The organism is Robiginitalea biformata HTCC2501, assembly GCF_000024125.1.
GTDB classification, from domain to species: Bacteria; Bacteroidota; Bacteroidia; order Flavobacteriales; family Flavobacteriaceae; genus Robiginitalea; species Robiginitalea biformata.
In genome coordinates, this window is record NC_013222.1 from 203,136 (window position 1) to 228,137 (window position 25,002).

Below are 25,002 nucleotides of genomic sequence, written 5' to 3' on the forward strand. Positions count from 1 at the left end.
AATCCCGCCACCCGGGAGAAATTTCCAACCCCTTAGATGGGGTCCGATCCGCCCGGCGGGAAACGCAATTAAAATCCGTCTGCCAGGGATTTGAGTTTACGCGCATCGGTAATGGAAAGGCGTTTCCCTGAAGTTTTGATCAGCCCTTCCTTGCGCAGTTCGGAGAGCATCCGGATGCAGGATTCGGTGGCCGTCCCAACCACGCTGGCGATATCCTCCCTGGAAAGCACCAACAGCAGGTAGCCTTCCCCGTCCTCCCCGAAATTCTCCCGGAGGTAGAGAAGCGCCTGGGCGATCCGTTGTTTGACGGACTTCTGGGACATATTCACAATCACATCGTCGGCCTCGCGGAGGTCGTGTGCCATGGTTTGCAACACCTCGTAGCTGAACTCGGGGTTCTTGTGCAACGTATCGGTGATGGCTTCCCGGGGGATAAAACAAATCTCCATGTCGTTGACCGCCGTGGCGCTCAGATTGGCCGATTCTTCGGCTACCACGGATCGCTGCCCGAGGACCTGGCCCTTGCTGGCCAGTTTGACGATCTGGTCTTTCCCATTTTCACTCAGCTTGGAAAGCTTGGAAACACCGTCCCGGACGCAGTACACCCCGGCCAGTTTTTCTCCTTCGTCAAAGATGATCTCGCCTTTTTTGATCTTACGGGACACCTTGCTATCTGAGACTGCCTTCAGCTCCTCTTTAGACATGGCTTTCAGCGAGTTAAACTTCCTCACAATGCAGTTCTCGCAGCGAGATCTTCCGATTTCCTCTTCCATAAATATAAATGTAGCGAAAAACAGCGAATCCCGAAAGCTGATATTTATCAGCATTTACCCGGGGGGCCCGTTGCACATTTGCAGTATGATCGGGATTTCCGGACATACGATTCAACAACCCAACGGATGAGCGGCCCCTCCTGCTACCATTGCGGAGACCCCGCTGGCTCCGACGCCGTGGAATTTGACGGGCACACGTTCTGTTGCCGGGGATGCCGGACCGTGTACGACCTGTTCCAATCCCACAACCTGGAATATTACTATGAGTTGGAACAGGCTGCCGGTAAATCCCCTGCCGCCGCCGAGGGGGCTTACGACTATCTGGACGACCCGGAAATTGCCGGTCGCCTGCTGGATTTCCAGGACACCCGCCACCAGGTCATCAGCCTGTCCATTCCGCATATCCACTGCAGTTCGTGTATCTGGATTCTGGAAAACCTGCACAAACTCAACCCGGGGGTTATCAGCAGCCAGGTGGATTTCCCCAGGAAAAAGGCCCGCATCCATTTTAACCCGGAGCTGCTTTCGCTCAAAGCGCTTGTACGGCTGCTCGCAGCCATCGGGTACGAACCCTCCATTACGCTGGACGATTACAGCGGGGGCGGAGAAAAAAAAGACCGCACGCTTACCTACCAGCTGGCCGTTGCAGGGTTTGCGTTTGGCAATATCATGTTCCTTTCCTTCCCGGAATACTTTGAAAGCGGGGAGTACTGGCTGGAAAAATACAAGGTCCTGTTCCGCTGGCTCATGTTCAGCTTTTCGGTCCCGGTGGTGTTCTACTCCGGGATGGGATATTTGCGAACCGCCTGGAAGGGTCTGCGATCGGGCTTGGTGAATATCGACCTGCCAATTGCCCTGGGCATCCTCACCCTTTTTATCCGGAGTACGGTGGAGATCATCGGGGACCTTGGCAGCGGGTTCTTCGACAGCCTTGCGGGTCTGGTTTTCTTCCTGTTGCTCGGCCGGTTCTTCCAGCAGCGCACCTATGCCCACCTGTCTTTTGAAAGGGACTACAAATCCTACTTCCCCATCGCCGTCACCCGCATCGGGGAGGATGGAAAAGAAACCAATGTCCCCGTCTACGAAGTGGCCCCGGGCGACCGGCTGCTCATCCGGAACAACTCCCTGATCCCCGCGGATGCCGTACTCCTGAGCGGGACGGGGCAGATCGATTACAGCTTTGTCACCGGGGAGGCCCGGCCCGTATCGAAAAAAGCGGGGGACACCCTCTATGCCGGGGGCAAACAACTGCAGGGGCCCATTGAGGTCCGCGCGCTCCGGGAAGTCTCCCAGAGCTACCTGACGGAACTGTGGAGCGATTCCGCATTTTCGGGAGAGGCCCGCGGCAGCTTCCGGAATTTCACGGACCGGATCGGGAAGCGGTTTACCCTGGCCGTACTCACCATTGCCACCCTGTCGGCCGGTATTTGGCTGACCATCGACCCGGGCCGCTCCCTGGACGTCTTCACGGCAGTGCTGATCATCGCCTGCCCCTGTGCCATTGCCCTGGCGGCGCCGTTTACGCTGGGTAACCTCCTGCGGATCTTCGGCCGGAACGGGTTCTACGCAAAAGATACGAATGCGCTGGAGCGCATGGCAAAAACCGATACAATCCTGTTCGACAAAACAGGTACCATCAGCACTACCCGCCAGAACCAGATCACCTATACAGGCATCCCGCTGGAACCCCGGGAAGCGCTGGTGCTGAAAAACCTGCTCCGGGCATCCGGCCACCCGCTCAGCCAGACGCTCTACCGGCAGCTGGAACCCCTGGGCATCGTCCCCCTGGAACACTTTCGGGAGCACCTGGGCCAGGGCCTGGAAGGGGGTGCGGAAGGACACTATTTTAAAGTGGGTTCCCGGGGGTTTGTACAGGACAGCGAAATACCCACAGGCCAAGTGGAAAGCGCCGGGGCTGAAGTTCATGTTCGCACGGCTGCAGGCTACAGGGGATGTTTCAATATCCGCAATGCATACCGCGAAGGAGCCGCCGGATTATTCGGCAGGCTTGCTCCCCGGTACAAACTCGCAGTCCTCTCCGGGGATAACGCTTCCGAGGAAGAAGCCCTGGAAGCCCTGCTGCCCCCGCTCACCCCGGCTTATTTCAATCAGCAACCCGGGGACAAACTCCATTTTGTCAGGGAGTTGCAGCAAAACGGCCGGCAAGTTGCCATGGTGGGCGACGGGCTGAATGACGCCGGCGCCCTGGCCCTAGCAGAGGTGGGTATCGCAGTTTCGGAAGACGCCAATTTGTTTACCCCGGCCTGCGATGCCATCCTGGACAGCCGGCAGTTCACCCGTCTGGATACCTTTTTAGGCCTCACCCGAAAGGCCATGGGGATTATCCGGCTCAGCCTCGCGCTGTCATTGATCTACAACGCCGTGGGGCTTTGGTTTGCCGTAACCGGCCGGCTGGAGCCGGTAGTTGCCGCTATCCTGATGCCCCTGAGCTCCATCAGTATCGTGGCATTTACCACCGCTGCCACCAACTGGATTGGTCGGAAACTCGACCGGTCGAAAACTGAAATAAATGCGCGTGGCTGACAAATATCATGTTTTGCCCCTGGCGACAGGGCTAGTTTTACAGCCAAAACCGAATCGGGAATGAGCGTTATCTACTTATTGCTGGCCATCAGTGTCACCGTGGCCCTGGTGTTTTTTGTGGTGTTCGTCATCTCCGTCAGGCGGGGGCAGTACGACGATGCCTATACGCCTTCCGTGCGCATGCTCTTCGACGACGAACTCGTCACTACCGGGGAGCCCGACAAAAAAGAGAATCCTTCAAAACCATCCAACAAATAGTTTCTTTCTATGGAAGTCGAACAGTTTAAATACGACAACAAGATTGTTCAGAAGTTCCTCTATGCCACCATGCTGTGGGGCATCGTAGGGATGCTGGTAGGGCTGCTGCTGGCCTTTATGTTCCTGTTTCCCAACCTCACGGACGGCATCTCTTGGCTGAGCTTCGGGCGGCTGCGGCCGCTCCACACGAATGCGGTCATCTTTGCCTTTGTGGGGAATGCCATTTTTGCCGGGATTTATTACTCCACCCAGCGGCTCCTCAAGGCGCGGATGTACAGCGACGCCCTGAGCAAGATCAATTTCTGGGGCTGGCAGCTGATTATCGTGTCGGCGGTACTTACCCTGCCCCTGGGGTATACCACCTCCAAGGAGTACGCCGAACTCGAGTGGCCCATCGATATCGCCATCACGCTGGTGTGGGTGGTTTTTGCCTGGAACTTTATCGGGACGGTCCTCAAGCGCAGACAGCGGCATTTGTACGTGGCCATCTGGTTTTACCTGGCCACCATCGTCACCGTAGCCGTGCTGCACATTTTCAACAGCCTGGAACTGCCGGTGAGCGCCCTGAAGAGTTATTCCGTATACGCCGGGGTCCAGGATGCGCTGGTACAGTGGTGGTACGGACACAACGCCGTGGCCTTTTTCCTGACGACGCCCTTCCTGGGGCTCATGTATTATTTTGTACCCAAGGCGGCCAACCGGCCGATCTATTCCTACCGGCTGTCCATTGTCCACTTCTGGTCGCTGATCTTTATCTATATCTGGGCCGGGCCGCACCACCTGCTTTATACCTCCCTGCCGGACTGGGCCCAAAACCTCGGGGTCACCTTCTCGGTGATGCTGATTGCGCCTTCCTGGGGCGGGATGATCAACGGGCTGCTCACGCTGCGCGGCGCCTGGGACAAGGTCCGGACGAGCCCGGTGCTTAAATTCATGGTAGTTGCCATCACCGGCTATGGGATGGCCACCTTTGAAGGGCCCATGCTCTCCCTGAAAAATATCAACGCCATCGCCCACTTCAGCGACTGGATCATCGCCCACGTCCACGTGGGGGCCCTGGCCTGGAACGGCTTTCTGGCCTTCGGAATGGTCTACTGGATGGTGCCGCGGCTCTATAAAACGGACCTGTTCTCGGTCAAACTCGCCAACTTCCACTTCTGGATCGGCACGCTCGGGATCGTCCTCTATGCGCTGCCCATGTATGTTGCAGGATTCACCCAGGCGCTCATGTGGAAAGACTTCAACCCGGACGGGACACTGGTCTACGGGAACTTCCTGGAAACCGTCCAGGAGATCATGCCCATGTACTGGATGCGCGCTATCGGCGGGACCCTTTATCTGGTGGGCGTATTCGTGATGTTGTACAATATCGCAGTCACCATCCGGGGTGGGGAGGCCGTCAGCGATGAGCTGGCAGAAGCGGCACCCCTGAAACGGGTGAGCCGCAAACGCCTGGCGGGGGAAACCTTCCACACCTGGCTGGAGCGGAAACCCGTGCAACTGACCATCCTGGCCACCATCGCCATCCTGATTGGCGGGGCGGTCCAGATCATCCCTACCCTGCTGGTGAAATCCAACATCCCGACCATCACGAGCGTTACCCCCTATACCCCCCTGGAACTCGAAGGGCGGGACCTCTATATTCGCGAAGGCTGCGTCAGTTGCCACTCCCAGATGGTGCGTCCCTTCCGGAGCGAGGTGGAACGGTACGGGGAATACGCCAAGGCGGGGGAATTCGTGTACGACCACCCCTTCCTGTGGGGAAGCAAACGGACCGGTCCCGACCTGCTGCGCGTGGGGGGCAAGTACTCGGATAACTGGCACCTGAACCACTTTTACGACCCGCAGAGCACCTCTGCCGGTTCCATTATGCCCGCCTACCAGTGGCTGATCCGGAACGAGCACGACCGCAGCGACATTCAGGATAAGATGCGGGCCATGGTAACCCTGGGCGTGCCCTATACGGAGGCGGATATCGAGGGGGCCTTTGAGTCCATGGAAGCCCAGGCTGCCCAAATCGAACAAAACCTGTACACCGACCCGGAATTTGCCCGGAGTTATGAAAACCAGAAGCAGAACGCACAGGAGAACGGGGAGCCCTTCGTGGAGATGCGCAACCGGGAAATCGTCGCGATGATTGCCTACCTGCAGCGACTGGGTACGGATATCAAAATTGAACAGGGCAGCGAAGTTGCCTCCGAAAAACCATAAGCCATGATGAAATTTGTCAAAAACTATATGGAGACAATCGACGGGGTGGCCAACTACCCGATGATTTCCCTGTTAATCTTCTTTGTCTTCTTTATATTGTTGTTCTGGTGGGTGCTTACCGCCTCAAAACAACACGTGAAAGAAATGAGCGAATTGCCCCTGGAGGACGAACAACCAAAACCGACTGAAAAATGAGACAATCAACCCCCTGGTGGATCCGGATCCCCGTGCTGTTCTTTTTGATTTTCGGCCTGATGGAATACTTCATCGATTCAGGCGACCAACCCGCATTTATCGCCCAACCGGCCGCAGCGCTCTTCCTGGTGGTTGTACTGGTGTTGCTCATTGCCGTGGAACTCATGATGCGGGGCATCGAAAATGTCCTGTACCGGACCCTGGACCCGGCTGCCCGGAAGCGCTACCTGGAAATGAAAGCCCGGCCCCGGCGCTGGGAATGGGGTATGCGCGTGTACAGGAACCTGCTTGGGTCTCGCCCCATCGAAGAAGAGGGCGAAATCATCCTGGACCACAATTACGACGGCATCCGGGAACTGGACAACCGGCTGCCGCCCTGGTGGGTCTATTCCTTCTATATCACCATAATTTTCAGTGTGATCTACATGTTCCGCTACCACGTATTCAGCGGGGACGACCAGCAAACCGAATTCGAGAAAGAGATGGTCGCGGCCCGGGAAGCCGTTGCGGAATACAAGCGCACCGCCGTGGACCTGGTGGACGCGAGCACGGTGGAACTGCTTACCGAGCCTGCGGACCTCGCAGCAGGGGAAGCGATATTTACCGGCAACTGCGCGGTCTGCCATAAAGTGGACGGGGGCGGTTCCATCGGCCCGAACCTGACGGACGATTACTGGATCCTCGGCGGGGGCATCCGAAACATCTTTAACACGATCTCCGAAGGAGGCCGCGACGGGAAGGGGATGGTGGCCTGGAAGACCAACCTGAAACCCGGCGAAATTGCCCAGGTGGCAAGCTATATTGTGGGGTTGCACGGAACAAACCCGCCCGATGCCAAAGCCCCGGAAGGGGAACTCTACGTAGACCCGGATGCCCCGGTGGACCGCGTGGAGGTGGAAACAGACAGTACCGGCGCAGAAGTAATCATCGAAACGGATACCCCCAACCCGCTGGAATCGGAGTCGGACCAATAAGCCCATCCGGACAGGGGCCTGCGGAGGATTGAAAAAGGAATGAAATGAGCAAGGACGAACGGTTCCGGGATTCCATAGGCACCATTGATGAAGCGGGCAAACGCGCCTGGGTTTTCCCAAAAAAGCCCAGTGGCAGGTTCTACACCTACCGCAAGTGGGTGAGCTACGCCCTGTTGCTCATCCTGGTTGCCTCCCCGTTTATCTATGTAAACGGGAACCAGTTTATGCTCTTCAACGTCCTGGAGAGGCGGTTCAATATTTTTGGCCTCCCTTTCTGGCCCCAGGATTTCCACCTGGTGGTGATCTCCATGATCATCGGCGTCATTTTCATCGCGCTCTTCACCACGGCCTTCGGACGGATCTTTTGCGGCTGGATGTGCCCGCAAACCATCTTTATGGAAATGGTATTCCGGCGCATCGAATACTGGATAGACGGGGATCGGGGCGCACAGATGCGACTGGACCGGCAACCGTGGAACCCGGTGAAGCTCCGCAAGCGACTGACCAAGTGGGCAGTGTTCTTTCTGATCTCCTTCGGGATCGCCAATGTATTCCTCGCCTACCTGATCGGGAGCGATACCTTGCTGCGCTATGTGCAGGATGGCCCGGCCGCCCACCTGGGGACCCTGGTGGCCCTGCTCATCTTTACCGGCGTCTTTTATTTTGTCTTTGCCTGGTTCCGGGAACAGGTTTGCATCATCGCCTGCCCGTACGGTCGGATGCAGGGGGTCCTGCTGGACGAGAAGTCGGTGGTGGTAGCCTACGACTACAAGCGGGGGGAGGCGGAAAAAGGGCGGAAAAAATTCCGCAAGGGGGAAGACCGCCAGGCCCTCGGCTACGGGGATTGCATCGATTGCCTGCAATGCGTCCACGTCTGCCCCACGGGGATTGACATCCGCAACGGCACCCAGCTGGAATGTGTAAACTGTACGGCCTGTATCGACGAATGCGACACGATCATGGAGAAGGTAAACCTCCCGAAAGGCCTGATCCGCTACGCGAGTGAAGACGAGATCGCCCGCAAGAAGAAATTCCGGTTTACCCCCAGGATGAAGGGGTATGCCGCGGTATTAACCATCCTGACCGGGGTATTTATCGGCATGCTGTTCCTGAGGAACGACCTGGAGGCTTCCATCCTCAGGCTGCCCGGCCAGTTGTACCAGCGAAAGGAGAACCAGGTAATCAGCAATGTATACACCTACAAACTAATCAACAAAACCACCCGGGAAATCCCGGACGTACATTTCCGGCTGCTTTCGCACACCGGGACGATCACTTTTGTCAAAGGCGACGGCTTTGCCGTGCCGGCGCAGGAACTGTTCGAAGGAACGCTGTTTATCGACATCCCGGAAACCGAGCTCAACGGCGACCAGGACAAGCTCCGGATTGGGGTCTACAGCGGGAAGGAATTAATCGAAACCACGGCGACCCGTTTTCTGGCGCCGAGAACGTATAAATAACGCGCTATGAAAATTAACTGGGGCACCGGGATTGTAATCGCTTTTATCGGGTTTATCGGGTTCATCCTGTATTTCGTAATCCAGGCGAGCGCAGATCCGCGTGCCGAACACGACATGGTCACCGACTCGTATTACAAAAAGGAGCTGGAGTACCAGCAGGAGCTGAATGCCTCGGCCAACCTGAAGGCATCCGGTGGGGGCGTAACCGTCCGGCGGTTGCCCGACGGCCTCGCCATCCGGCTCCCGGAACGGATGGACCCGGCCGCTATCCGGGGCACAATCGGGATGTACAGGCCGTCCGACGACAATCTGGATTTTGAATGGCCCATACAGCCCGGGGACTCCCTGCAGCGGATTCCATCAGACCGTTTGGTCGAGGGGCGCTGGGACCTCCGTATTGATTGGGAATACCATGGGGAAAAATACCTGTACCGGACCCGGCTGACGTACTGAACGGGATCTGCTCGGGGCCCTGCAGGGCATAGACGATTCATACAAAACCTAAAACGACGGGGATTTGCTCGCAACCGCCATCTTGTTGGGCCTCATGGGAAGCCTGCACTGCATTGGCATGTGCGGGCCAATCGCCCTGATGCTTCCCCTGGACCGGGAGTCTGCCGGCAGGCGGTACCTGCAACTCGGCCTGTACCACGGGGGCAGGCTCCTCGCCTACGGGATCATCGGGGGGGTATTCGGGCTGGTGGGCCGCGGGCTCTACCTGTTCGGATTCCAGCAAAAACTCTCCATATTCCTGGGGGTACTGATGATCCTGGCGGTTCTCCTCCCCTGGAAGCGCTTTCAGAACCGCTGGGTGGTGCGTCCGGTTTACCGGGCTGTGGGCCGCTTGAAGGAGGCATTGGGCGGCCAGTTGAAAAAGCGCACCCCGGACACTTTTCTGACCATCGGATTCCTCAATGGGTTCCTGCCCTGCGGCCTGGTCTATATGGCCGTAATCGGGGCGATGGCAGGCGGAACGGTACTGCAGGGTGTGGCCTATATGGTCGTGTTCGGCCTGGGCACCCTGCCGCTGATGAGTGCGGCCGCCCTGTTCGGGAAGTTTCTTAAAGGCCGGTGGGCCGGCCGGCTCAGGCGGGCCATCCCTGTGCTCGTTGTCCTGATCGGTATGCTGTTTATCCTTCGGGGCATGGGGCTCGGCATCCCGTACGTTTCCCCCCGCCCCCCCGGACAAGGGGTTGCCGCGGGGGTGGAGTGCCACCCGTGACGGTCCTGGTTTGTACCGGAAATGAGAATGAATTATCTTTCTCCGTCAAACAAACCAAACATTCCAAGACAGCATGAAAAATCCCAGTTCCTCCCGGAGGTCCTTCCTGAAAAAAACCACCCTGGCTACAGCCGGCCTCACCGCCGGCCCCTATATATTGCGCGCGGAAAACCGCGGTTCCGCCATGGAGCGGAATTACGAGGCGTTCAGCCCCAACGACCAGGTGCAGCTCGGCCTGATCGGCTGCGGGATACAGGGCATTTTCGACACGCGTTCCGCCCTGGAAGTAGCCGGCGTGCAACTGGTAGCCGTATGCGACCTCTATTCAGGCCGGCTGACACGGGCCGAAGAACTCTGGGGCGAGGGCCTTTTCAAAACCCGCGATTACCGGGAACTCCTGGCCCGGGAAGATATCGACGCAGTCATCGTGGCCACTCCGGACCACTGGCATAAACAAATTACCATCGACGCCCTGAATGCGGGCAAGGCCGTTTATTGCGAAAAACCCATGGTGCAGCAATTTGAAGAAGGCCATGAAATCATTGCCGCCCAGAAACGGACCGGCGTGGTGTGCCAGGTGGGCAGCCAGGGTATGTCCTCCCTGGGCAACGAAAAAGCCCGGGAGCTTTACGAGGCGGGCGCCATCGGAGAAATCGTCATGCTGGACATGTACAACGACCGGTATAGCGCGGAAGGCGCCTGGCAATACCCGATCCCCCCGGATGCCAACCCCCAGACGGTAGACTTTGACACCTTCCTGGGCCGCGCCCCGGAGGTACCGTACGACAACACGCGGTTTTTCCGATGGAGGAACTACAGGGATTACGGGACCGGGGTAGCCGGCGACCTGTTCGTACACGCCTTTTCAACCCTCAACTACATCCTGAGCTCGAATGGGCCCGTGCGGGCGCTATCCACCGGCGGGCTTCGCTTCTGGAACGACGGCCGGGACGTCCCGGACGTGACCCTGACCTTCTACGACTACCCCAAGACGGATACCCACGCGGCCTTCAATGCCTCCTTCCGGGTCAATTTTATCGCCGGGGGCGGCGGAGGCGGGGGCTTTCGCCTGGTGGGTACCGAAGGATCGATGGAAGTAGGGCAGAATTCAGTCCGTTTGCAGCGTACCAAGCTGGACCTCGTACCCGGCGGGTATTCGATGATTGCGCAGACCGAGGCAAACCAGGCCTTGTTGCAGGCGGCCTACGAGGAGGCGCTCGGCAACCAGCGCAGCGCCAACCTGAACCTGGGAGAGACCGTCTACGAGGCTCCCCGCGGATACAAAGGTGGGCACTACGACCACTTCTACAATTTCTTCGATGCCGTACGCGGCAACCGGAGTGTGATTCAGGACCCCACCTTCGGGTTGCGGGCCGCCGGGGCCGCCCTGCTGGCCAACGAGAGTTATTACACCTCCCGACCGGTCCGCTGGGACCCGGATGCCATGCAAATTGTTGGGTAAACGGCCCGGCAGGCGGGCCTGTCGCCTCCCTACATCCGGAAGGTCAGTACCGGGATACTGGAATGGTTGGCAATGTCCTCCCCGATGCTCCCCATAAAGAAATGGGTCAGGCCTTTCCTGCCATGGGTGGGGACACCGATCAGGTCGGCCCCGACGTCCTCGCTGTAGGCGAGCACACCGCGTTCCACGCTGTAATCGTTGAAGATGTCTACTTCCAGGCCGGCCTTGGCCTTGTTCAGGAATCGGGATATCTGCTCGTTGATCTCCCGGGTACTCATAAAGTTGTCCCCGGGGATATTGATATAGACCGGCCGGAAGGAAGCGCCAAACAGGCCGGCAATTTTCTGGGCCTCGCGGAACACCTCCAGGCTTTCTTCCCTGAAATCGCACGCAAAAACAAAAGTGTCTACCTGGAAATCGGGCCGGTCCTTCTTAACCACCAGCACGGGTACTTCCGCATTGCGGACCACCTTCTCGGCATTCGAGCCGAAGAAGAGTTCCCTGAGCCCGTCCGATCCGTGGGACCCCATGACGATGAGGTCTGCGTTATGGCGTTCCACAACCTCGTTCACCTCGGAGAACACTTTGTAGTGCTTGATCACCGGGGTAATCCCAACTCCCTTCAGATAGGGTTTGTCGAGAAAATCCTCCAGGCGCTTTTCGGCTGCCTTCAGCAACAGGACCATCTGCTCGGGGTGGAAAGATTCCGCCGAGGAGATCATCGCGTAGTTGAGCTCCAGCATGTGCAGGACAATGATTTCGCCTTCGTTCGATTTGGCCAGGGAGGCCGCGAGCTTCAGGCATATTCTGATTGTTCTGAAAAATCTACGGTACTATTATTGTTTTCATAGTAGTAAAGTTAGGTTAAACGGTCATTGAAAATAAACGCGTTTCAGGCGATTTTTCGTGCAATCGCAAATCGAACGCCATACAGATGTTGCGCATAAAACGCCTGCCCCGTTGCGTAATCCGGATCCCGCCCGGCAACAATTCCACCAGGCCGTCGGCTTCGGGCTGGACAAGGCGCCCGACTACGGCCTCGCGGACATCCGCCGGCAGCCCGAGGTTCCACTGCGTTTCATTGCGGCACATCAGGTTCAGTATATGCCTGCGGACCTGCCGGTCCGCCAGGGTAAGCTGGTGCCCGCGCATCAGCGGCAGGACGCCGCAGTCAACCAGGTGCTGGTATTCCTCCACGCTCTTCACGTTCTGGGCAAAGGCATCCCAGCTGTCGCTGATGCTGGATACGCCCAGGCCGATGGTCAGTTGCGTGGCGGTCTCGGTATAGCCCATAAAATTCCGGTGCAGCTGCCCGGACCGCATGGCCCGGTAAAGCACATCGGACTCCAGGGCGTAGTGGTCCATCCCCACGGCGGCATATCCGCCCTTTCCCAGGATTTCTTCGCCAAGGGCAAATTGCCTTAATTTCCCGGCTGCCCCCGGCAGGTCGGAATCGCGGAAGCCACGCTGGCCATTGCCCTTCATCCAGGGCACATGCGCATAACTGTAAAAGGCGATCCGGTCCGGACGGATGTCCAGGGTTTTCCCTAGCGTGTCCCGCACGTGGTCCGCCGTTTGCCTGGGCAGGCCGTAAATAATGTCGTGCCCCACGGATGTATACCCGATTTCCCGGGACAGGCGCGTGATCTCCGCAACCTCTTCAAAGCTTTGTTTCCGGTTGATGGCCTCCTGAACCCCTGGGTTGTAATCCTGTACCCCATAGGAAACCCGACGAAATCCGAGATCATAGAGAACCTGCAGGTGTTCCCGGGTGGTGTTGGACGGATGGCCCTCAAAACTGAATTCCCAGTCCGGGGCCCGATCCGCAAAGCGCAGGATGCCCCGCACCAGGAGCTGGAGGTTTTCTGGCGAGAAAAACGTGGGGGTCCCCCCGCCCAGGTGCAGCGTCCGGATCACCGGGCGCTTGCCGAAAATTTCGCGATACAGCTTCCATTCCTTCAGCACGGCCCGTATATACGGGTCTTCCACACTGTGGCGTTTGGTGATTCGCTTCAGGCAGCCGCAAAACGTACAAAGGCTCTCGCAAAATGGCAGGTGGATATACACACTGATCCCACTGGCGGCATTGCTCTGGTCAAAACTCCGTTTGGCAGCAACCTTCCAGTTACTGCCCGAAAAACCGTCCCTTTCCCAATAGGGCACGGTGGGGTAACTCGTGTAGCGCGGACCGGGGACATTGTATTTTTTACTCAGGGTACACATAATCAAAGGCGTTTCACACAAAGCTACACCGACCCTGCCCTCCAGAATATGATAATTGTCACCCGGCGGATCGGGCCGTCCAACTCAAAAGGAGTCCCTTTGCGGATCAATACGTATCCTTGATCCAGTCGTAGGGTTTGCGCCGAATCCACTGCCCCCTTGTAAAATCAGGCACATCCTGGGGTTCCCCCCGGCCGGCGATGGACTGTTCGGAGAGCGGGGTCACGCTGCTCCAGGCGGCTGCATCGTAGGCGTCAATGGGAGGGGCCACCCCGAGACGGGCCGACTGCACAAAGGCGTGGAGTACGAAAAAGTCCATCCCGCCATGGCCCGAACCCGAAGCGTACTCCCCGTATTTCTTCCACAGCGGGTGGTCATAGCGCTCCAGCCAGGGGCCGGCGGCATCCCAGCGGTGCGGCTCGGATTCCCCTTCGATATAGATCCGGTCGCCGTCCACCTCCCAGAGCCCGTTAGCCCCCTGTACGCGGAACCCGAGGGAATAGGGCCTGGGCAGGTTGCAGTCGTGCGTGACGATGATTGTCTCCCCCCGGGCTGTGGTCAACGTGGTGGTGATCACGTCGCCCTGCTGGAATTTCAGGGAGGCGTTCGGGTGGTCGGCCCCGCCCCGGGCCACGATATGGTTGTGCAGGCCGATGCCCTTGCTCGCCGTGGAGGTCAGGCTCACCAATCGGTTGCCGCGGTTGATGTCGGCCATTGCCGCCACAGGCCCCAGGCCATGGGTCGGGTAGACATCCGCGTTCCGCCGGAGCGAATGGAGCGTCCGCCAACGGGCTTCCGATATCGCTTTTTCCCCAAATTCCACCCCGCCCCCATAGGGCTGTTTCCCGTCGTTGAACTTCACCTCCCGCAGGTCGTGCTGGTAGCCGCAACGGAAGTGCACCAATTCGCCAAAGACATCCTGCCGCACCATATTCAAAACGGCCAGTACGTCCCGGCGGTAGTTGACGTTCTCCAAAAGCATCAGGTGGGTCCCCGTGGCCTCATGCGTATCGACCAGGTCCCAGCACTCCTCCAGGGTGGTGGCCGCCGAGACTTCCAGTCCCGTATACTTTCCCGCCTTCATCGCGTCCACCGCCATGGGCGTATGCCAGAGCCAGGGTGTGGAAATCACCACCGCATCCACGGATTCCAGGTCCAGCAGGTCCCGGTAGGAATGCTCGTGCTCCCCAAAAGTTGCAGGCGGTTCCTGCCCGGCTTCCACCACCATCCCGGCCGCCGGCTCCAGGCGCCCGGGGTCGATGTCGCAAAGCGCCGTTACCCGGACATCGTCTCGCAACAGCAGGTTCCTCAGGTGGTTCGTGCCGCGCAGGCCCACGCCGATCAGGCCGATCCGGAGGATGTCTTTCCGGGGGGGTCCCGTCATGGAAAAAAGCCCGGAAGGACCCAGGCCGAGGGCGGTTGCCGCACATGCGGAATTCCGAAGGAAGGTACGTCGGTTATGCATATTGAAAGGATCTTGAAGTTTGACGGGAGAAGTTATGAATTTATGGGCTTTCGCCCCTGTTTCCCATTCAAAATAGTATTTTTGGCCTGCAAAGAAAACGCTTCGATGACTTTACTCCTGATGGCCGCGGGACGCGGCAGCCGATACGGAAAACTCAAACAATTCGACGACCTGGGCCCGAACGGGGAATTCCTGATGGAATTCAGCATACACGATGCCCTCGCCAATGGTTTCGACCACATCGTGGTGATCACCCAAAAGGACAATGTGGATTTCCTGAGGGACTATTTGAAGGAGCGGCTGCCCGGGTCGGTTAGCCTGGATGTCCTGGCCCAGGAACTCACAGACCTGCCCGAAGGTGCATCGTTTAGCGGGGAACGCCCCAAACCCTGGGGTACAGCCCACGCAGTCTGGACGGCGAGGGATGTCATCCGCGGGCCTTTTGCGGTAATCAATGCAGACGATTATTACGGGCAGCCGGCCTATGCCCGGGCCGCCGAATTTATGAAGGCAACCGAAGGCAGCAATACCTTCGGCCTGGTGGCCTATACGCTCCGCGATACACTCTCGCCCCACGGATCCGTTTCGCGCGGGGTTTGCAGCCGGGAAGGGAAATACCTCCGGTCGGTGGACGAACGCGTGGAAATCCAGGAGGTAGACGGCCAAATCCGGGATGCGGACAGCGGCCTGGAGTTTGACGGCAACGAGCTGGTCAGCATGAATTTCTGGGTCTGCCACCCGTCCATCTTCCAACAAATAGAAACGGATTTCAGGGAATTCCTGAGCGGCAGCGACGACCCCTCCAAAGGGGAAATCTACCTGCCCTTTGTCATTCAGGACATGCTCAGCGAGGAGGTGGTACAGGTGGAGGTCATCCCGGCCGATAGCCCCTGGTTCGGGGTCACGTATGCGGCCGACAAGGAGCAGGCGGTCTCGGAACTCGCCGACCTATCCGACAAAGGCAGATACCCCAGCCCGCTCTGGGGCTGATCTGAAAATAAAGCGCCCATGGCCACTCCCCAACCAGCAAGGGTCCTCGAAAACTTTAAGATACCCGCCGGGTTGCGGGAACTGCAACCGATTTCGGAGGGCCTGATCAACGATACCTTCAGGGTGTCCATACCCAACTCGGACGGGTACGTCCTGCAACGGATCAATACGGAGGTATTCCCGGATCCGGACGCCCTCATGGAAAACCTGGAACGCATCCTGCCAAAACTCCGGGGGGATGGCTACCGCCAATTGGAACTCATCCGGACAACCGATGGCAGGGCCTGGTATCAGAATGCGGGTTCCGGCGCCTGGCGCCTATACAAATTCATCCCCGGATCCCGGACCATTTCCGATGCACAACAACCGGGGGTTGCACGGGAAACCGGCCGGATCCTGGGACGTTTCCACCAGCTGCTGCAAGACACCGATCCCGGAATGCTGCATCCCGTGCTGCCGGGGTTCCACGACCTGGGCCTACGGATGCAGCAACTCAACGCCGCCGAAACCCAGGGCCTTCCAGACCGGGTGGCCCGGGGACGTAAACTGGCAGAGCAGGCACGGGTACTGGCAAGCCAAATGGAAGCCGTACGGCTGGACACACTCCCCACACGGGTCTGCCACAACGACCCGAAGCTCAGCAATATCCTGTTTTCGACAGGTCTCCGTCCCAAAGCCCTCTGCCTGATTGACCTGGACACGCTGATGCCCGGTGCGCTGCTTTTTGATTTCGGGGATGCCGGACGCACATTGATCAATTCGCTGGCCGAGGAGCAACCGGAAGACGGGACCAACGAAATCGACTGGCGGGCCTATAGAGAATTCTGCCAGGGGTTTGCCGCTGCCTGCCCGGAACTCTCCGCGGCCGAATCGGCCAGCCTGCCGTACGGCCTCCTGCTAATGCCTTTATTGCACGGGGCACGGGCCCTGGCAGACTATTACCTGGGCGACCTCCATTACAAAGTTTCCTATGAAACGCAGAACCTGGTGCGGGCGCGAAACCTGCTCCGGGTGGCCGGGACGGCCGGGGAGGAAATCAATCGGCTCCGGGAAACCTGGGTTGCGGCCCGGGAAGAAACTTAAAGGGCAGACAGGGCCTGGGGTGTGCCGCGCCGGTTGGCTGACAGGGCCTGAATGGCGCAATGCAGTTTATCTGGCAGGAACCCATCCCCGGTTGGCGGATCGCCCCTGCGCGTTACTTAAAGGCGCTGATCCCCGTAATATCCGCCCCGGTTATGAGCAGATGGATATCGTGGGTGCCTTCGTAGGTAATCACGGATTCCAGGTTCATCATGTGGCGCATGATACTGTACTCCCCGGTAATACCCATACCCCCCAGGACCTGTCGGGCCTCGCGGGCGATATTCAGCGCCATCTCCACATTGTTCCGCTTGGCCATGGAAATCTGGGCCGTGGTGGCCCTTCCCTCATTGCGGAGCTGCCCAAGGCGGAAGGCGAGTAGCTGGGCCTTGGTGATCTCGGTGATCATCTCGGCCAGTTTTTTCTGTTGCAGTTGGGTGCCGGCAATGGGCTTGCCGAATTGTACGCGCTCCTTGGCATAGCGCAGGGCCGTATCGTAACAATCCATGGCGGCTCCGATAGCCCCCCAGGCAATCCCGTACCGGGCCGAGTCCAGGCAGCCCAGGGGGGCGCCCAAACCGGACTTGCCCTCCAGGAGGTTATCCTTAGGGACTTTTACGTTGTCGAAAATCAATTCGCCGGTAGCCGATGCCCGAAGCGACCACTTGTTGTGCGTTTCCGGGGTGGAAAAGCCCTCCATGCCGCGCTCCACGATCAGGCCGTGGATCCGGCCCTCCTCGTTCTTGGCCCATACAATTGCGATATCGGCAAAGGGCGCATTGGAAATCCAGAGCTTTGCCCCGTTGAGCAGGTAATGGTCCCCGGCGTCTTTGAAATTCGTCACCATCCCGGCCGGGTTGGAGCCGTGGTCGGGTTCCGTGAGGCCAAAACAGCCCATCCATTCCCCGGAGGCGAGCTTGGGCAGGTATTTCTCGCGTTGGGCCTCGTTCCCATAGGCAAAAATAGGGTACATCACCAGGGAGGACTGAACCGAAGCCGTAGACCGCACCCCGCTGTCTCCCCGCTCGATTTCCTGCATAATGAGCCCGTAACTGATCTGGTCCAGGCCTGCCCCCCCGTATTGTTCGGGGATATACGGCCCGAAAGCGCCGATTTCGGCCAGGCCGGCGAGTATCTCCTCCGGGAATTCCGCTTTCTGGGCGTATTCCTCAATGATTGGGGATACCGCCCGCTTTACCCAGGAACGGGTGGCATCGCGGACGAGCTTGTGTTCCTCGTCCAGCAAATCGTCGAGCAAATAGTAATCCGGGGCTTCAAAAAGATCGGGCTTCATGGGCAGTCATTTCAGTTCCGTCAAAGTTAGCTAAATCTAACAATTTGCCCGGCAGATGTTACATTTTTAAATAGAAGTCCCGGGTGAGATTTTTATAGTCGTCGGTGTATCGGTGCCGGGCCTCTTCAATCACCAATTCCCCTGGGGTATGCCGCACTTGCGTCCTTCCAAACGCCATCAGGCTTCGTTTCACCGGGGCGCCCGCACGCCCGCGCACCCGGAGCACCTTTTGGGGGTACAGCCCCAAGGCCGCGGCCAGCTTCGTAAAATCGGCCTCTGAAGCAAATGGGACGACCACCGAGAACAGGCCCTGCTCCGCCAACAACCGGTCTACCCCTTCCAACAGGCTGTTAAACGGCAGGGAGGCTTCCCGCCGGGCCCGTTCCCGGGCCGGCTCATGGCTGGAGACCTGTTCCGGGTGGAAGGGCGGGTTGGAAATAATCATATCGTACGGGCCGGCAGATTCGGCGACAAATTCTTCCCAGCTGCAGTGATAACAAAACAGCCGGTCTGCCCAGGGGGACGCCTCGAAGTTCTCCACGCAGCACACATAGGCCCCGGGGTCAACCTCCACTGCCTCAATATCCCCGGAAGGGCATCGCTGGGCGAGCATCAGGCCCAGGAGCCCGTTGCCGCTGCCCACATCGAGAAGCTGGCCGGGCGATTCGGGCAACGGGGCCCAGGCGCCGAGCAATACGCTGTCCGTGCCCACCTTCATGGCAGCCCCCTGCTGGGCTACCTGGAATTGTTTAAAATGAAAAACGTCCGACATACCGCCCTGATTAGTGCTCCTGACCGGCTCCTGTTTCCACCCGGCCGGGGGGCCTGTTTTCGACACCCTTCACTCCGGTAAGCGCATCGCCCAGGCGTCTGCGCATGGAATCCGCCTTACGGCTGATGGCTGCCAGCACCTCCGGGTGCCGTTCTGCCAAATTGTTAGTTTCACCCGGGTCTTCCCGGAGGTTGTACAACTCGGGGGCGGTTACGTCCACATAGTCGTACGCGCCGGGCAGGCCATCCGCCCCGGGCTCCTGTCCCTGCATGGTCCGGTAATTGTGCGGCAGCACCAGCTTCCAGTCCCCGTCGCGCACCGCCTGCAATTCATTGACCCGGTAATAGAAATAATAGGCATCCTGCGGGCCCCGGGCTTCCGCCCCGCTCAACAGGCCCCAGGCATTCTTCCCGTCGATTTCCCGCCCGGGTTGGGGGGAGCCCGTTACGGAGGCTATCGTCGGCAGCAGGTCGATGGCCATGAGCGGCTCGTCCAGGACTTTTCCCCGTGGCAACCGGCCCGGGAATTTCATGATGCAGGGTTCCCGCACGCCTCCTTCCCAATTGGTCCCCTTGCCTTCACGCAGCGGTTCGGCCCGGCCGGAGTGGTTGCCGTAGGCCAGCCACGGGCCGTTGTCTGAGGTGAAGATCACCCAGGTATCATCCGTGAGGCCATTGTCCTCCAACGCGCCCAAAACCTGCCCTACCGACCAGTCGATCTCCATGATCACATCCCCGTAAAGGCCCCGTCCGGATTTCCCCCGGAAGGCATCCGAAACAAAGAGGGGAACGTGCGGCTGGGGGTGGGGGACATACAGAAAAAAGGGCTCCTCCTTATGGCGGTTGATAAAATCCACGCTGCGTTCGGTTATCTGCCGGGTCAGCAGCCTCTGGTCTTCCAGCGTATCCACCACGCGCTCCTGCTCGTAGAGCGGTAGCGGCCCAAAATCGAAAACGGGGCCCTGCAGAGGATGCAGCGGCCACATGTCATTCGAATAGGGAATCCCGAAAAACTCGTCAAACCCGTGGCGCGTCGGCAGGAAATCCGGATGGTCGCCCAGGTGCCATTTCCCGAAAATCCCGGTCCGGTAGCCCTGTTGGCGCAGCAGTTCCGCCAGGGTTTCCTCCGCGGGGTTCAGGCCGACAGGGCTGTTGGGCATCAGCGCATTGTGAATCCCGACCCGATTCGGGTAACAGCCCGTGAGCAGCCCGGCCCGCGAAGCGGAACAAACCGGCTGAGCGGCGTAAAAATTGGTCAACAGCAACCCGTCCGCAGCCATGGCGTCCAGGTTTGGTGTAGGGATATCCCGGGCCCCGTACACCCCCACGTCCGAATACCCCTGGTCGTCCGTGAAAATGATCACGATATTCGGGGGGCGGTCTGCCCGGTCCGCTGCCGCGAATTCCGACTTAACGGTCTCCCGGCAGGACACCCCCAGCAGGATGATGGCGAGGAGCGGGTATCGGACACAGCGCTGGCACCACCGGGAAAACTTTTGCAGGAATTTACTCAGGGGCGTGGAAGTCGTTTTCATGGATTGAATGAGGAATTGTTTGGGAAAAATGGATATAAGGATGTCCTGCTGGATCAAATTTGTTAAATCTTTGAAATATCTGCACAAAGTACTTAATTTTCGTACAAACTCAGGGCCGTTTCCAGGCCCCGGACAAACTAAACGACATTGATGCCTTTACGCTTTTCCGGCCGGACCTGTGTCCTGCTCCTGGCCGCTCTTGCCCTGATACCGGCGTGTTCCGAAAAAAAACAACACCCCGTAGACCGGGTAATCGGTAGTTTTTCCGACTCCCTGCCGCATATCGGGCTGCCCCCGGATGCCGATGCTACAGATGCCAACTGGGCCGGGGCCGACCTGGGGCCCAAGCCCCCCGTTAAACCCCTCTACCCGGAGGAATCCGCCAAACACTTCCTGCTCCCGGACGGCTACCGGATGGAGCCCGTACTCACCGAACCGGAAATCGAACAGCCCGGGGCCATCGCCTTTGACGGCAATGGACGGATGTATGTCCTGGAACTCCGCTCGTATATGCTCACCGCCGATTCGGATGGGGAGCTCGACCCGATTAGCCGGATCTCCCGCTGGGAAGACCGGGATCATGACGGGGTGTACGAAACGGGCACCGTATTCGTCGACAGCCTGGTATTTCCGCGTTTTGTCCTGCCCTACGGAAAGGACTGCATCCTGGCCATGGAGAGCAACCGGGACAACGTGTACCGGTATACGGATACAGACGGGGACGGGCGCGCGGACCAGAAGGAATTGTTTACCAACCGCTTCGGGCGGGCGGGCAATGTGGAGCACCAGCAGGCCTTCATGTATTACGGGATGGACAATTGGCTCTACAGTACGGTGAACGCGTTTCGCGTTCGGGAAACCGCAGGCGGTATCATCCGGCAGCCCACGGGGTACAACCACGCCCAATGGGGCCTGACCCACGACGACGATGGCAAACTTTGGTTCCTGGGCGGGGCTTCCGGGGTGCCCTCCTATTTCCAGTTCCCGATCCACTATGGAAATTTCGAAGTCCCGGATGAACTGGCCGAAGGCTTTAAGGTACCCTGGGGTGCCCCCGTCCGTATCGCAGACATGCAGGGGGGCATGGATCAGGTCCGGCAACCCGACGGCTCCCTCAACGAGGTAACCGGGTCTGCCGGGAACGATATCTACCGTGGCGACAGGCTGCCGCGGGAACTCTACGGGGAACTCTTCTACGGGGAACCCGTGGCGCGCATTGTCCGGCAGGTCCACCCGGTGGTTGCCGAGGGGCTGACCACATTGCACAACGCCTACCAAGAAGAAAAATCCGAATTCCTGCGCAGCACGGACCCGCTCTTCCGGCCGGTGGATCTGACCACGGCCCCGGACGGTACGCTCTATGTCACCGATATGTACCGGGGGATTATCCAGGAGGGCCAGTGGGTGCAGCCGGGCTCCTATTTGCGCGCCAGGATCGAACAGTACCAACTCGACAAGGTCATCGGGCTCGGGCGCATCTGGCGGCTAACCCACGAAGGCATCCCGCGCGACAAAACCCGACCGCGTATGCTGGACCAGCAACCATCCGAGTTGATTCAATACCTGAACCACCCGAATGGCTGGTGGCGGGACAAGGCGCAACAGCTCATCGTACTTTCCGGGGATACCTCCCTGGGGCCCCGATTGGAGGAACTCCTGGGGTCCGAATCCGAAGGTACGAATGCCCGGATCCACGCCCTGTGGTGCCTGGAGGGCCTCGGTTTGCTGCAAGAGAACCACATTCGCCAATTGGCCGCAAGCCCGCAACCGCGTCTGCGGATTCAGGCCTTACGCGCCGGGGAAAGCCTCTACCTGGAGGGCCCTGCCGGCCTGGACGCCACCTATAATCGCATGATGGAAGACCCGGTGGCAGATGTCGCCATCCAGGCGATGCTCAGTGCCAAATTCCTGGGGCTCGAAAACCTGGAATCCCGCATCGCGGCAATTGCCGACACATCCGATATCCGGGGGATCCGGCTGGTTGGGGAACAGATCCTCGACCAACTGGAAGCCGGCGGGAACAACCTGGCCGACGGGGATTTCAGCGAGGAACAACTGGCATCCCTGGAACGGGGAAAAGCCATCTACAATGAACTTTGCGTGCAATGCCACGGGGCAGGCGGTATTGGAAAACCTGCGGGCAAGGACCAATTGATGGCCCCTGCCCTGGCCTCCTCCCTGCGCGTCCAGGGGCACCCCCGGTACGCCCTGGGGGCCATCCTGCACGGATTGCAAGGGGAAATCGAAGGAAAGCAATACGCCGGGGGGATCATGGTAGGCAATGCGGAACAATCCGACCGATGGATCGCCGATATCACCTCCTACATCCGGGTGGGCCTCGGAAATGGGGCCTCCCTGGTAACTGAAGCGGATGCAGCTGCTTTCCGGCAGGCCACCCGGGGGCGTCAGGCTCCCTATTCCTATCCGGAACTCCTGGCCTCCATCCCCCGGGAACTGAAACCCACTGAGGCGTGGAAGATGGAAGCCAGCCATACCCAGCCCGTCGTTATCGGAGGGGTTGCCAGTCCGAGGGCGGCTTTCGATTTCGGGGGATGGACCACCGGAGCAGACCAGCAGGTGGGGATGTGGTACCGGATCGATTTTCCGGAACCCATTCGCCTGGAGGAAATCCAGTTTGACGCCCCGGCCAACGGGACGGTATGGGCGGCCGCTAAAAAACCGGCAGCCTATCCCCGGGAGCTCAGCGTCCAGGCTTCCCAGGACGGGCAGACCTGGAAGGAAATAACCCGGGTGCGGCCCGACAGCCTGGAAGTGGCTTTTAAACTGCCTCCAACCCGGCTCCGGGCGCTTCGCCTGGAACTGACCGATGTCCCGGACGACCCGGGCATCCCCTGGTCCATGCGGCAGATGCGCCTCTACGGACAACAGGAATCCCAGCAATCCACTCATTCGAAACCAGAAACAAAATGAAACAAGAGAAAAAAGGCCTGTCGCGCCGCAAATTTATCGGCACCACCGCACTGGTTGGCGCCGGAATAGGGCTCGGGGGTTCCCGGCTCTTCGCCGGCCCGGCCCTGATTAAGAACCCCGGGTATCCGGCATCGGTGATCAGCGGCGTTCAGATTGGCGTTATCACCTACTCCTTCCGGAGCATGCCCGATCAAAGCGCCGAAGCTACCCTGGACTACGTCAAACAATGCGGTATCGGCGCCATTGAATTAATGGGCGACCCGGCCGAATCCTTTGCGGGCAAGCCTGAGAACCCGGTGGATTTCCGCCAGTATTATCGCCTGAGGCGGGCCGAACGCGACGGGGGGCTCAGCGGTGACCAGCAGAAAGAACTCGCCGAACTCCGGGAAGCCAGTGAGGCCTATAACAAGGAAGTAGCCGCCTGGAGGGAGCAAACCTCCATGGAACCCTTTGAAGAACTCCGCCGGATGTATGCTAATGAAGGGGTTTCGATCTATGCCTTCAAGCCCCGGGCATTTGGGGCCGACAACACGGAGGCCGAGATGGACTGGGGGGTACGGGCTGCAAAAGCCCTGGGCGCCAGCCATATTACGCTGGAACACCCGGATAACGACTCACATACCCAAAAACTGGCCCGCATTGCCGCCAAACACGGGATTTTTGTCGCCTACCACGGGCACGAACAGCAAACGCCCACTTTCTGGGACACCGCTCTGAAACAATCGACTTTCAATTCCCTCAACCTGGACCTCGGCCATTATGTGGCCGCCGGGAATGCGGACCCGCTTGGGATCATCCGGGATAAATTTTACCGGATCCAAAGCATGCACCTGAAAGACCGGCAGAAGCCGGAAAACGGGAAGGGGAATGTGGTTTGGGGAAGCGGAGACACCCCCATCCGCGAGGCCCTGCAACTTATGCGGGAAAATAAATACGACTTCCCGGGCACCATCGAACTCGAATACGACATCCCCGAAGGGTCCGACGCCGTAGCCGAGGTGAAGAAATGCCTGGAATTCTGCCGGGAGGCGCTTAGTTAGGGAGCGGCGGGCTGTATGCACCCCGGCCTGTTCCCCGTTCAGGTGAGGTAAAGGTCCAGCAGGCCCTCCGGGGTCCGAATGTGGATGACGCGCTGGTCGCGGTCCACCTTTTCGATAAAGTCGTCCGTAACAGGGATGAGTACTTCCCGCCCGTCCTTGTCCGCCACGAACAGCGCCTGGGCACCCTGGTCATTGACCGAGCGGATTTCCCCCACATCGCCACGCCGGGCATCGTTCAGCCGAAACCCAATAACCTCGTGGTAATAAAATTTGTTCCCCTCAAGCGGCGGGAGCATTTGCAGGGGCAGGTACAATTCGCTGCCGAGGATACGGGTGGCATCTGCCTCCGAGTCGATGTCTTCGAAATGCAGCCGGAGCAAGCGCGTTTTGTGCAACTGGCAACGGCGCAAAAAAAATGGAACCAGGTTGTTCCCTACGGAAACAAACACCGATTCCAGATTTTCGTATAGCTGCGGCTCGTCTGTATCTAACTTCGCCAGTAACTCGCCCTTGAAGCCATGGCGGGAGACAATTTTACCGAGGTAGAAACAGTCTTCCTTCCGCATGGCAAAAC

Annotated in this window: 21 protein-coding genes; 13 read left to right on the plus strand and 8 right to left on the minus strand. The window is 59.0% G+C overall.

The window, feature by feature from the left end; genetic code table 11:
- Window positions 1-68 precede the first annotated feature (68 nt).
- Window positions 69-704, minus strand: coding sequence for a Crp/Fnr family transcriptional regulator (locus RB2501_RS00830; RefSeq protein WP_148214260.1), 636 nt, complete (start codon window positions 702-704; stop codon window positions 69-71).
- Window positions 705-899: 195 nt separating this feature from the next.
- Between RB2501_RS00830 and RB2501_RS00835 the strand changes: the two genes are divergently transcribed.
- The 9 genes from RB2501_RS00835 to RB2501_RS00875 all read left to right on the plus strand — a co-directional run bounded on the left by RB2501_RS00835 (window position 900) and on the right by RB2501_RS00875 (window position 11,099).
- Window positions 900-3,317: a heavy metal translocating P-type ATPase gene (locus RB2501_RS00835; protein WP_012813752.1), complete on the plus strand. Its 2,418-nt coding sequence runs from the start codon at window positions 900-902 to the stop codon at window positions 3,315-3,317.
- Window positions 3,318-3,377: 60 nt separating this feature from the next.
- A complete protein-coding gene (ccoS, locus tag RB2501_RS00840) occupies window positions 3,378-3,575 on the plus strand; it encodes a cbb3-type cytochrome oxidase assembly protein CcoS (RefSeq protein ID WP_012813753.1) in 198 nt (65 codons plus the stop codon).
- Between the two features lie 9 nt (window positions 3,576-3,584).
- Window positions 3,585-5,786 (plus strand): cytochrome-c oxidase, cbb3-type subunit I, encoded by a 2,202-nt coding sequence (gene ccoN, locus RB2501_RS00845; RefSeq protein ID WP_012813754.1) that lies wholly within the window; start codon window positions 3,585-3,587, stop codon window positions 5,784-5,786.
- Window positions 5,787-5,789: 3 nt separating this feature from the next.
- Window positions 5,790-5,981 carry a hypothetical protein gene (locus RB2501_RS00850; protein WP_012813755.1) on the plus strand — a complete coding sequence of 64 codons (192 nt, stop codon included), beginning with the start codon at window positions 5,790-5,792 and terminating at the stop codon, window positions 5,979-5,981.
- Complete coding sequence (locus RB2501_RS00855) at window positions 5,978-6,955, plus strand: cbb3-type cytochrome c oxidase N-terminal domain-containing protein (protein WP_012813756.1); 978 nt, start codon at window positions 5,978-5,980, stop codon at window positions 6,953-6,955. Before RB2501_RS00850 ends, RB2501_RS00855 begins: the two co-directional genes overlap by 4 nt.
- A gap of 44 nt (window positions 6,956-6,999) precedes the next feature.
- Window positions 7,000-8,415 carry a cytochrome c oxidase accessory protein CcoG gene (gene ccoG, locus RB2501_RS00860; protein ID WP_012813757.1) on the plus strand — a complete coding sequence of 472 codons (1,416 nt, stop codon included), beginning with the start codon at window positions 7,000-7,002 and terminating at the stop codon, window positions 8,413-8,415.
- Window positions 8,416-8,421: 6 nt separating this feature from the next.
- Window positions 8,422-8,868 (plus strand): FixH family protein, encoded by a 447-nt coding sequence (locus RB2501_RS00865; RefSeq protein ID WP_012813758.1) that lies wholly within the window; start codon window positions 8,422-8,424, stop codon window positions 8,866-8,868.
- Window positions 8,869-8,932: 64 nt separating this feature from the next.
- Complete coding sequence (locus RB2501_RS00870; protein ID WP_083760660.1) at window positions 8,933-9,637, plus strand: sulfite exporter TauE/SafE family protein; 705 nt, start codon at window positions 8,933-8,935, stop codon at window positions 9,635-9,637.
- Window positions 9,638-9,710: 73 nt separating this feature from the next.
- Window positions 9,711-11,099: a Gfo/Idh/MocA family protein gene (locus tag RB2501_RS00875; RefSeq protein ID WP_012813760.1), complete on the plus strand. Its 1,389-nt coding sequence runs from the start codon at window positions 9,711-9,713 to the stop codon at window positions 11,097-11,099.
- A gap of 29 nt (window positions 11,100-11,128) precedes the next feature.
- Here RB2501_RS00875 and RB2501_RS00880 read toward each other — a convergent pair whose 3' ends face one another.
- The 3 genes from RB2501_RS00880 to RB2501_RS00890 form a co-directional block, all read right to left on the minus strand.
- On the minus strand, window positions 11,129-11,842 hold the full coding sequence (locus tag RB2501_RS00880; protein ID WP_012813761.1) for a universal stress protein: 714 nt from the start codon (window positions 11,840-11,842) through the stop codon (window positions 11,129-11,131).
- Between the two features lie 121 nt (window positions 11,843-11,963).
- The gene (gene hemN, locus RB2501_RS00885) at window positions 11,964-13,322 is read right to left on the minus strand and encodes an oxygen-independent coproporphyrinogen III oxidase (protein WP_012813762.1); all 1,359 of its coding nucleotides are present in this window, start codon (window positions 13,320-13,322) and stop codon (window positions 11,964-11,966) included.
- Window positions 13,323-13,428: 106 nt separating this feature from the next.
- On the minus strand, window positions 13,429-14,787 hold the full coding sequence (locus RB2501_RS00890) for a Gfo/Idh/MocA family protein (protein WP_041326873.1): 1,359 nt from the start codon (window positions 14,785-14,787) through the stop codon (window positions 13,429-13,431).
- A 105-nt stretch (window positions 14,788-14,892) separates the two neighbouring features.
- Between RB2501_RS00890 and RB2501_RS00895 the strand changes: the two genes are divergently transcribed.
- Both RB2501_RS00895 and RB2501_RS00900 read left to right on the plus strand, forming a co-directional pair.
- Complete coding sequence (locus RB2501_RS00895) at window positions 14,893-15,777, plus strand: nucleotidyltransferase family protein (RefSeq protein ID WP_012813764.1); 885 nt, start codon at window positions 14,893-14,895, stop codon at window positions 15,775-15,777.
- Window positions 15,778-15,795: 18 nt separating this feature from the next.
- Window positions 15,796-16,860 (plus strand): phosphotransferase enzyme family protein, encoded by a 1,065-nt coding sequence (locus tag RB2501_RS00900; RefSeq protein WP_083760661.1) that lies wholly within the window; start codon window positions 15,796-15,798, stop codon window positions 16,858-16,860.
- 112 nt (window positions 16,861-16,972) lie between these two features.
- Here the strand turns inward: RB2501_RS00900 and RB2501_RS00905 are convergent, their stop codons facing one another.
- The 3 genes from RB2501_RS00905 to RB2501_RS00915 are packed head-to-tail and all read right to left on the minus strand — an operon-like array spanning window position 16,973 to window position 20,457.
- Window positions 16,973-18,151: an acyl-CoA dehydrogenase family protein gene (locus RB2501_RS00905; RefSeq protein ID WP_012813766.1), complete on the minus strand. Its 1,179-nt coding sequence runs from the start codon at window positions 18,149-18,151 to the stop codon at window positions 16,973-16,975.
- Window positions 18,152-18,209: 58 nt separating this feature from the next.
- A complete protein-coding gene (locus RB2501_RS00910) occupies window positions 18,210-18,923 on the minus strand; it encodes a tRNA1(Val) (adenine(37)-N6)-methyltransferase (protein WP_012813767.1) in 714 nt (237 codons plus the stop codon).
- 10 nt (window positions 18,924-18,933) lie between these two features.
- A complete protein-coding gene (locus tag RB2501_RS00915; protein ID WP_148214261.1) occupies window positions 18,934-20,457 on the minus strand; it encodes a sulfatase family protein in 1,524 nt (507 codons plus the stop codon).
- 150 nt (window positions 20,458-20,607) lie between these two features.
- Here RB2501_RS00915 and RB2501_RS00920 point away from each other — a divergent pair, with 150 nt between their 5' ends.
- Both RB2501_RS00920 and RB2501_RS00925 read left to right on the plus strand, forming a co-directional pair.
- Complete coding sequence (locus RB2501_RS00920) at window positions 20,608-23,388, plus strand: DUF7133 domain-containing protein (RefSeq protein WP_041326874.1); 2,781 nt, start codon at window positions 20,608-20,610, stop codon at window positions 23,386-23,388.
- Complete coding sequence (locus tag RB2501_RS00925; RefSeq protein WP_012813770.1) at window positions 23,385-24,428, plus strand: sugar phosphate isomerase/epimerase family protein; 1,044 nt, start codon at window positions 23,385-23,387, stop codon at window positions 24,426-24,428. The genes RB2501_RS00920 and RB2501_RS00925 overlap by 4 nt, the downstream gene beginning before the upstream one ends.
- 38 nt (window positions 24,429-24,466) lie before the next feature.
- Here RB2501_RS00925 and rimM read toward each other — a convergent pair whose 3' ends face one another.
- Window positions 24,467-24,994 (minus strand): ribosome maturation factor RimM, encoded by a 528-nt coding sequence (rimM, locus tag RB2501_RS00930; RefSeq protein ID WP_012813771.1) that lies wholly within the window; start codon window positions 24,992-24,994, stop codon window positions 24,467-24,469.
- Between the last annotated feature and the right edge of the window lie 8 nt (window positions 24,995-25,002).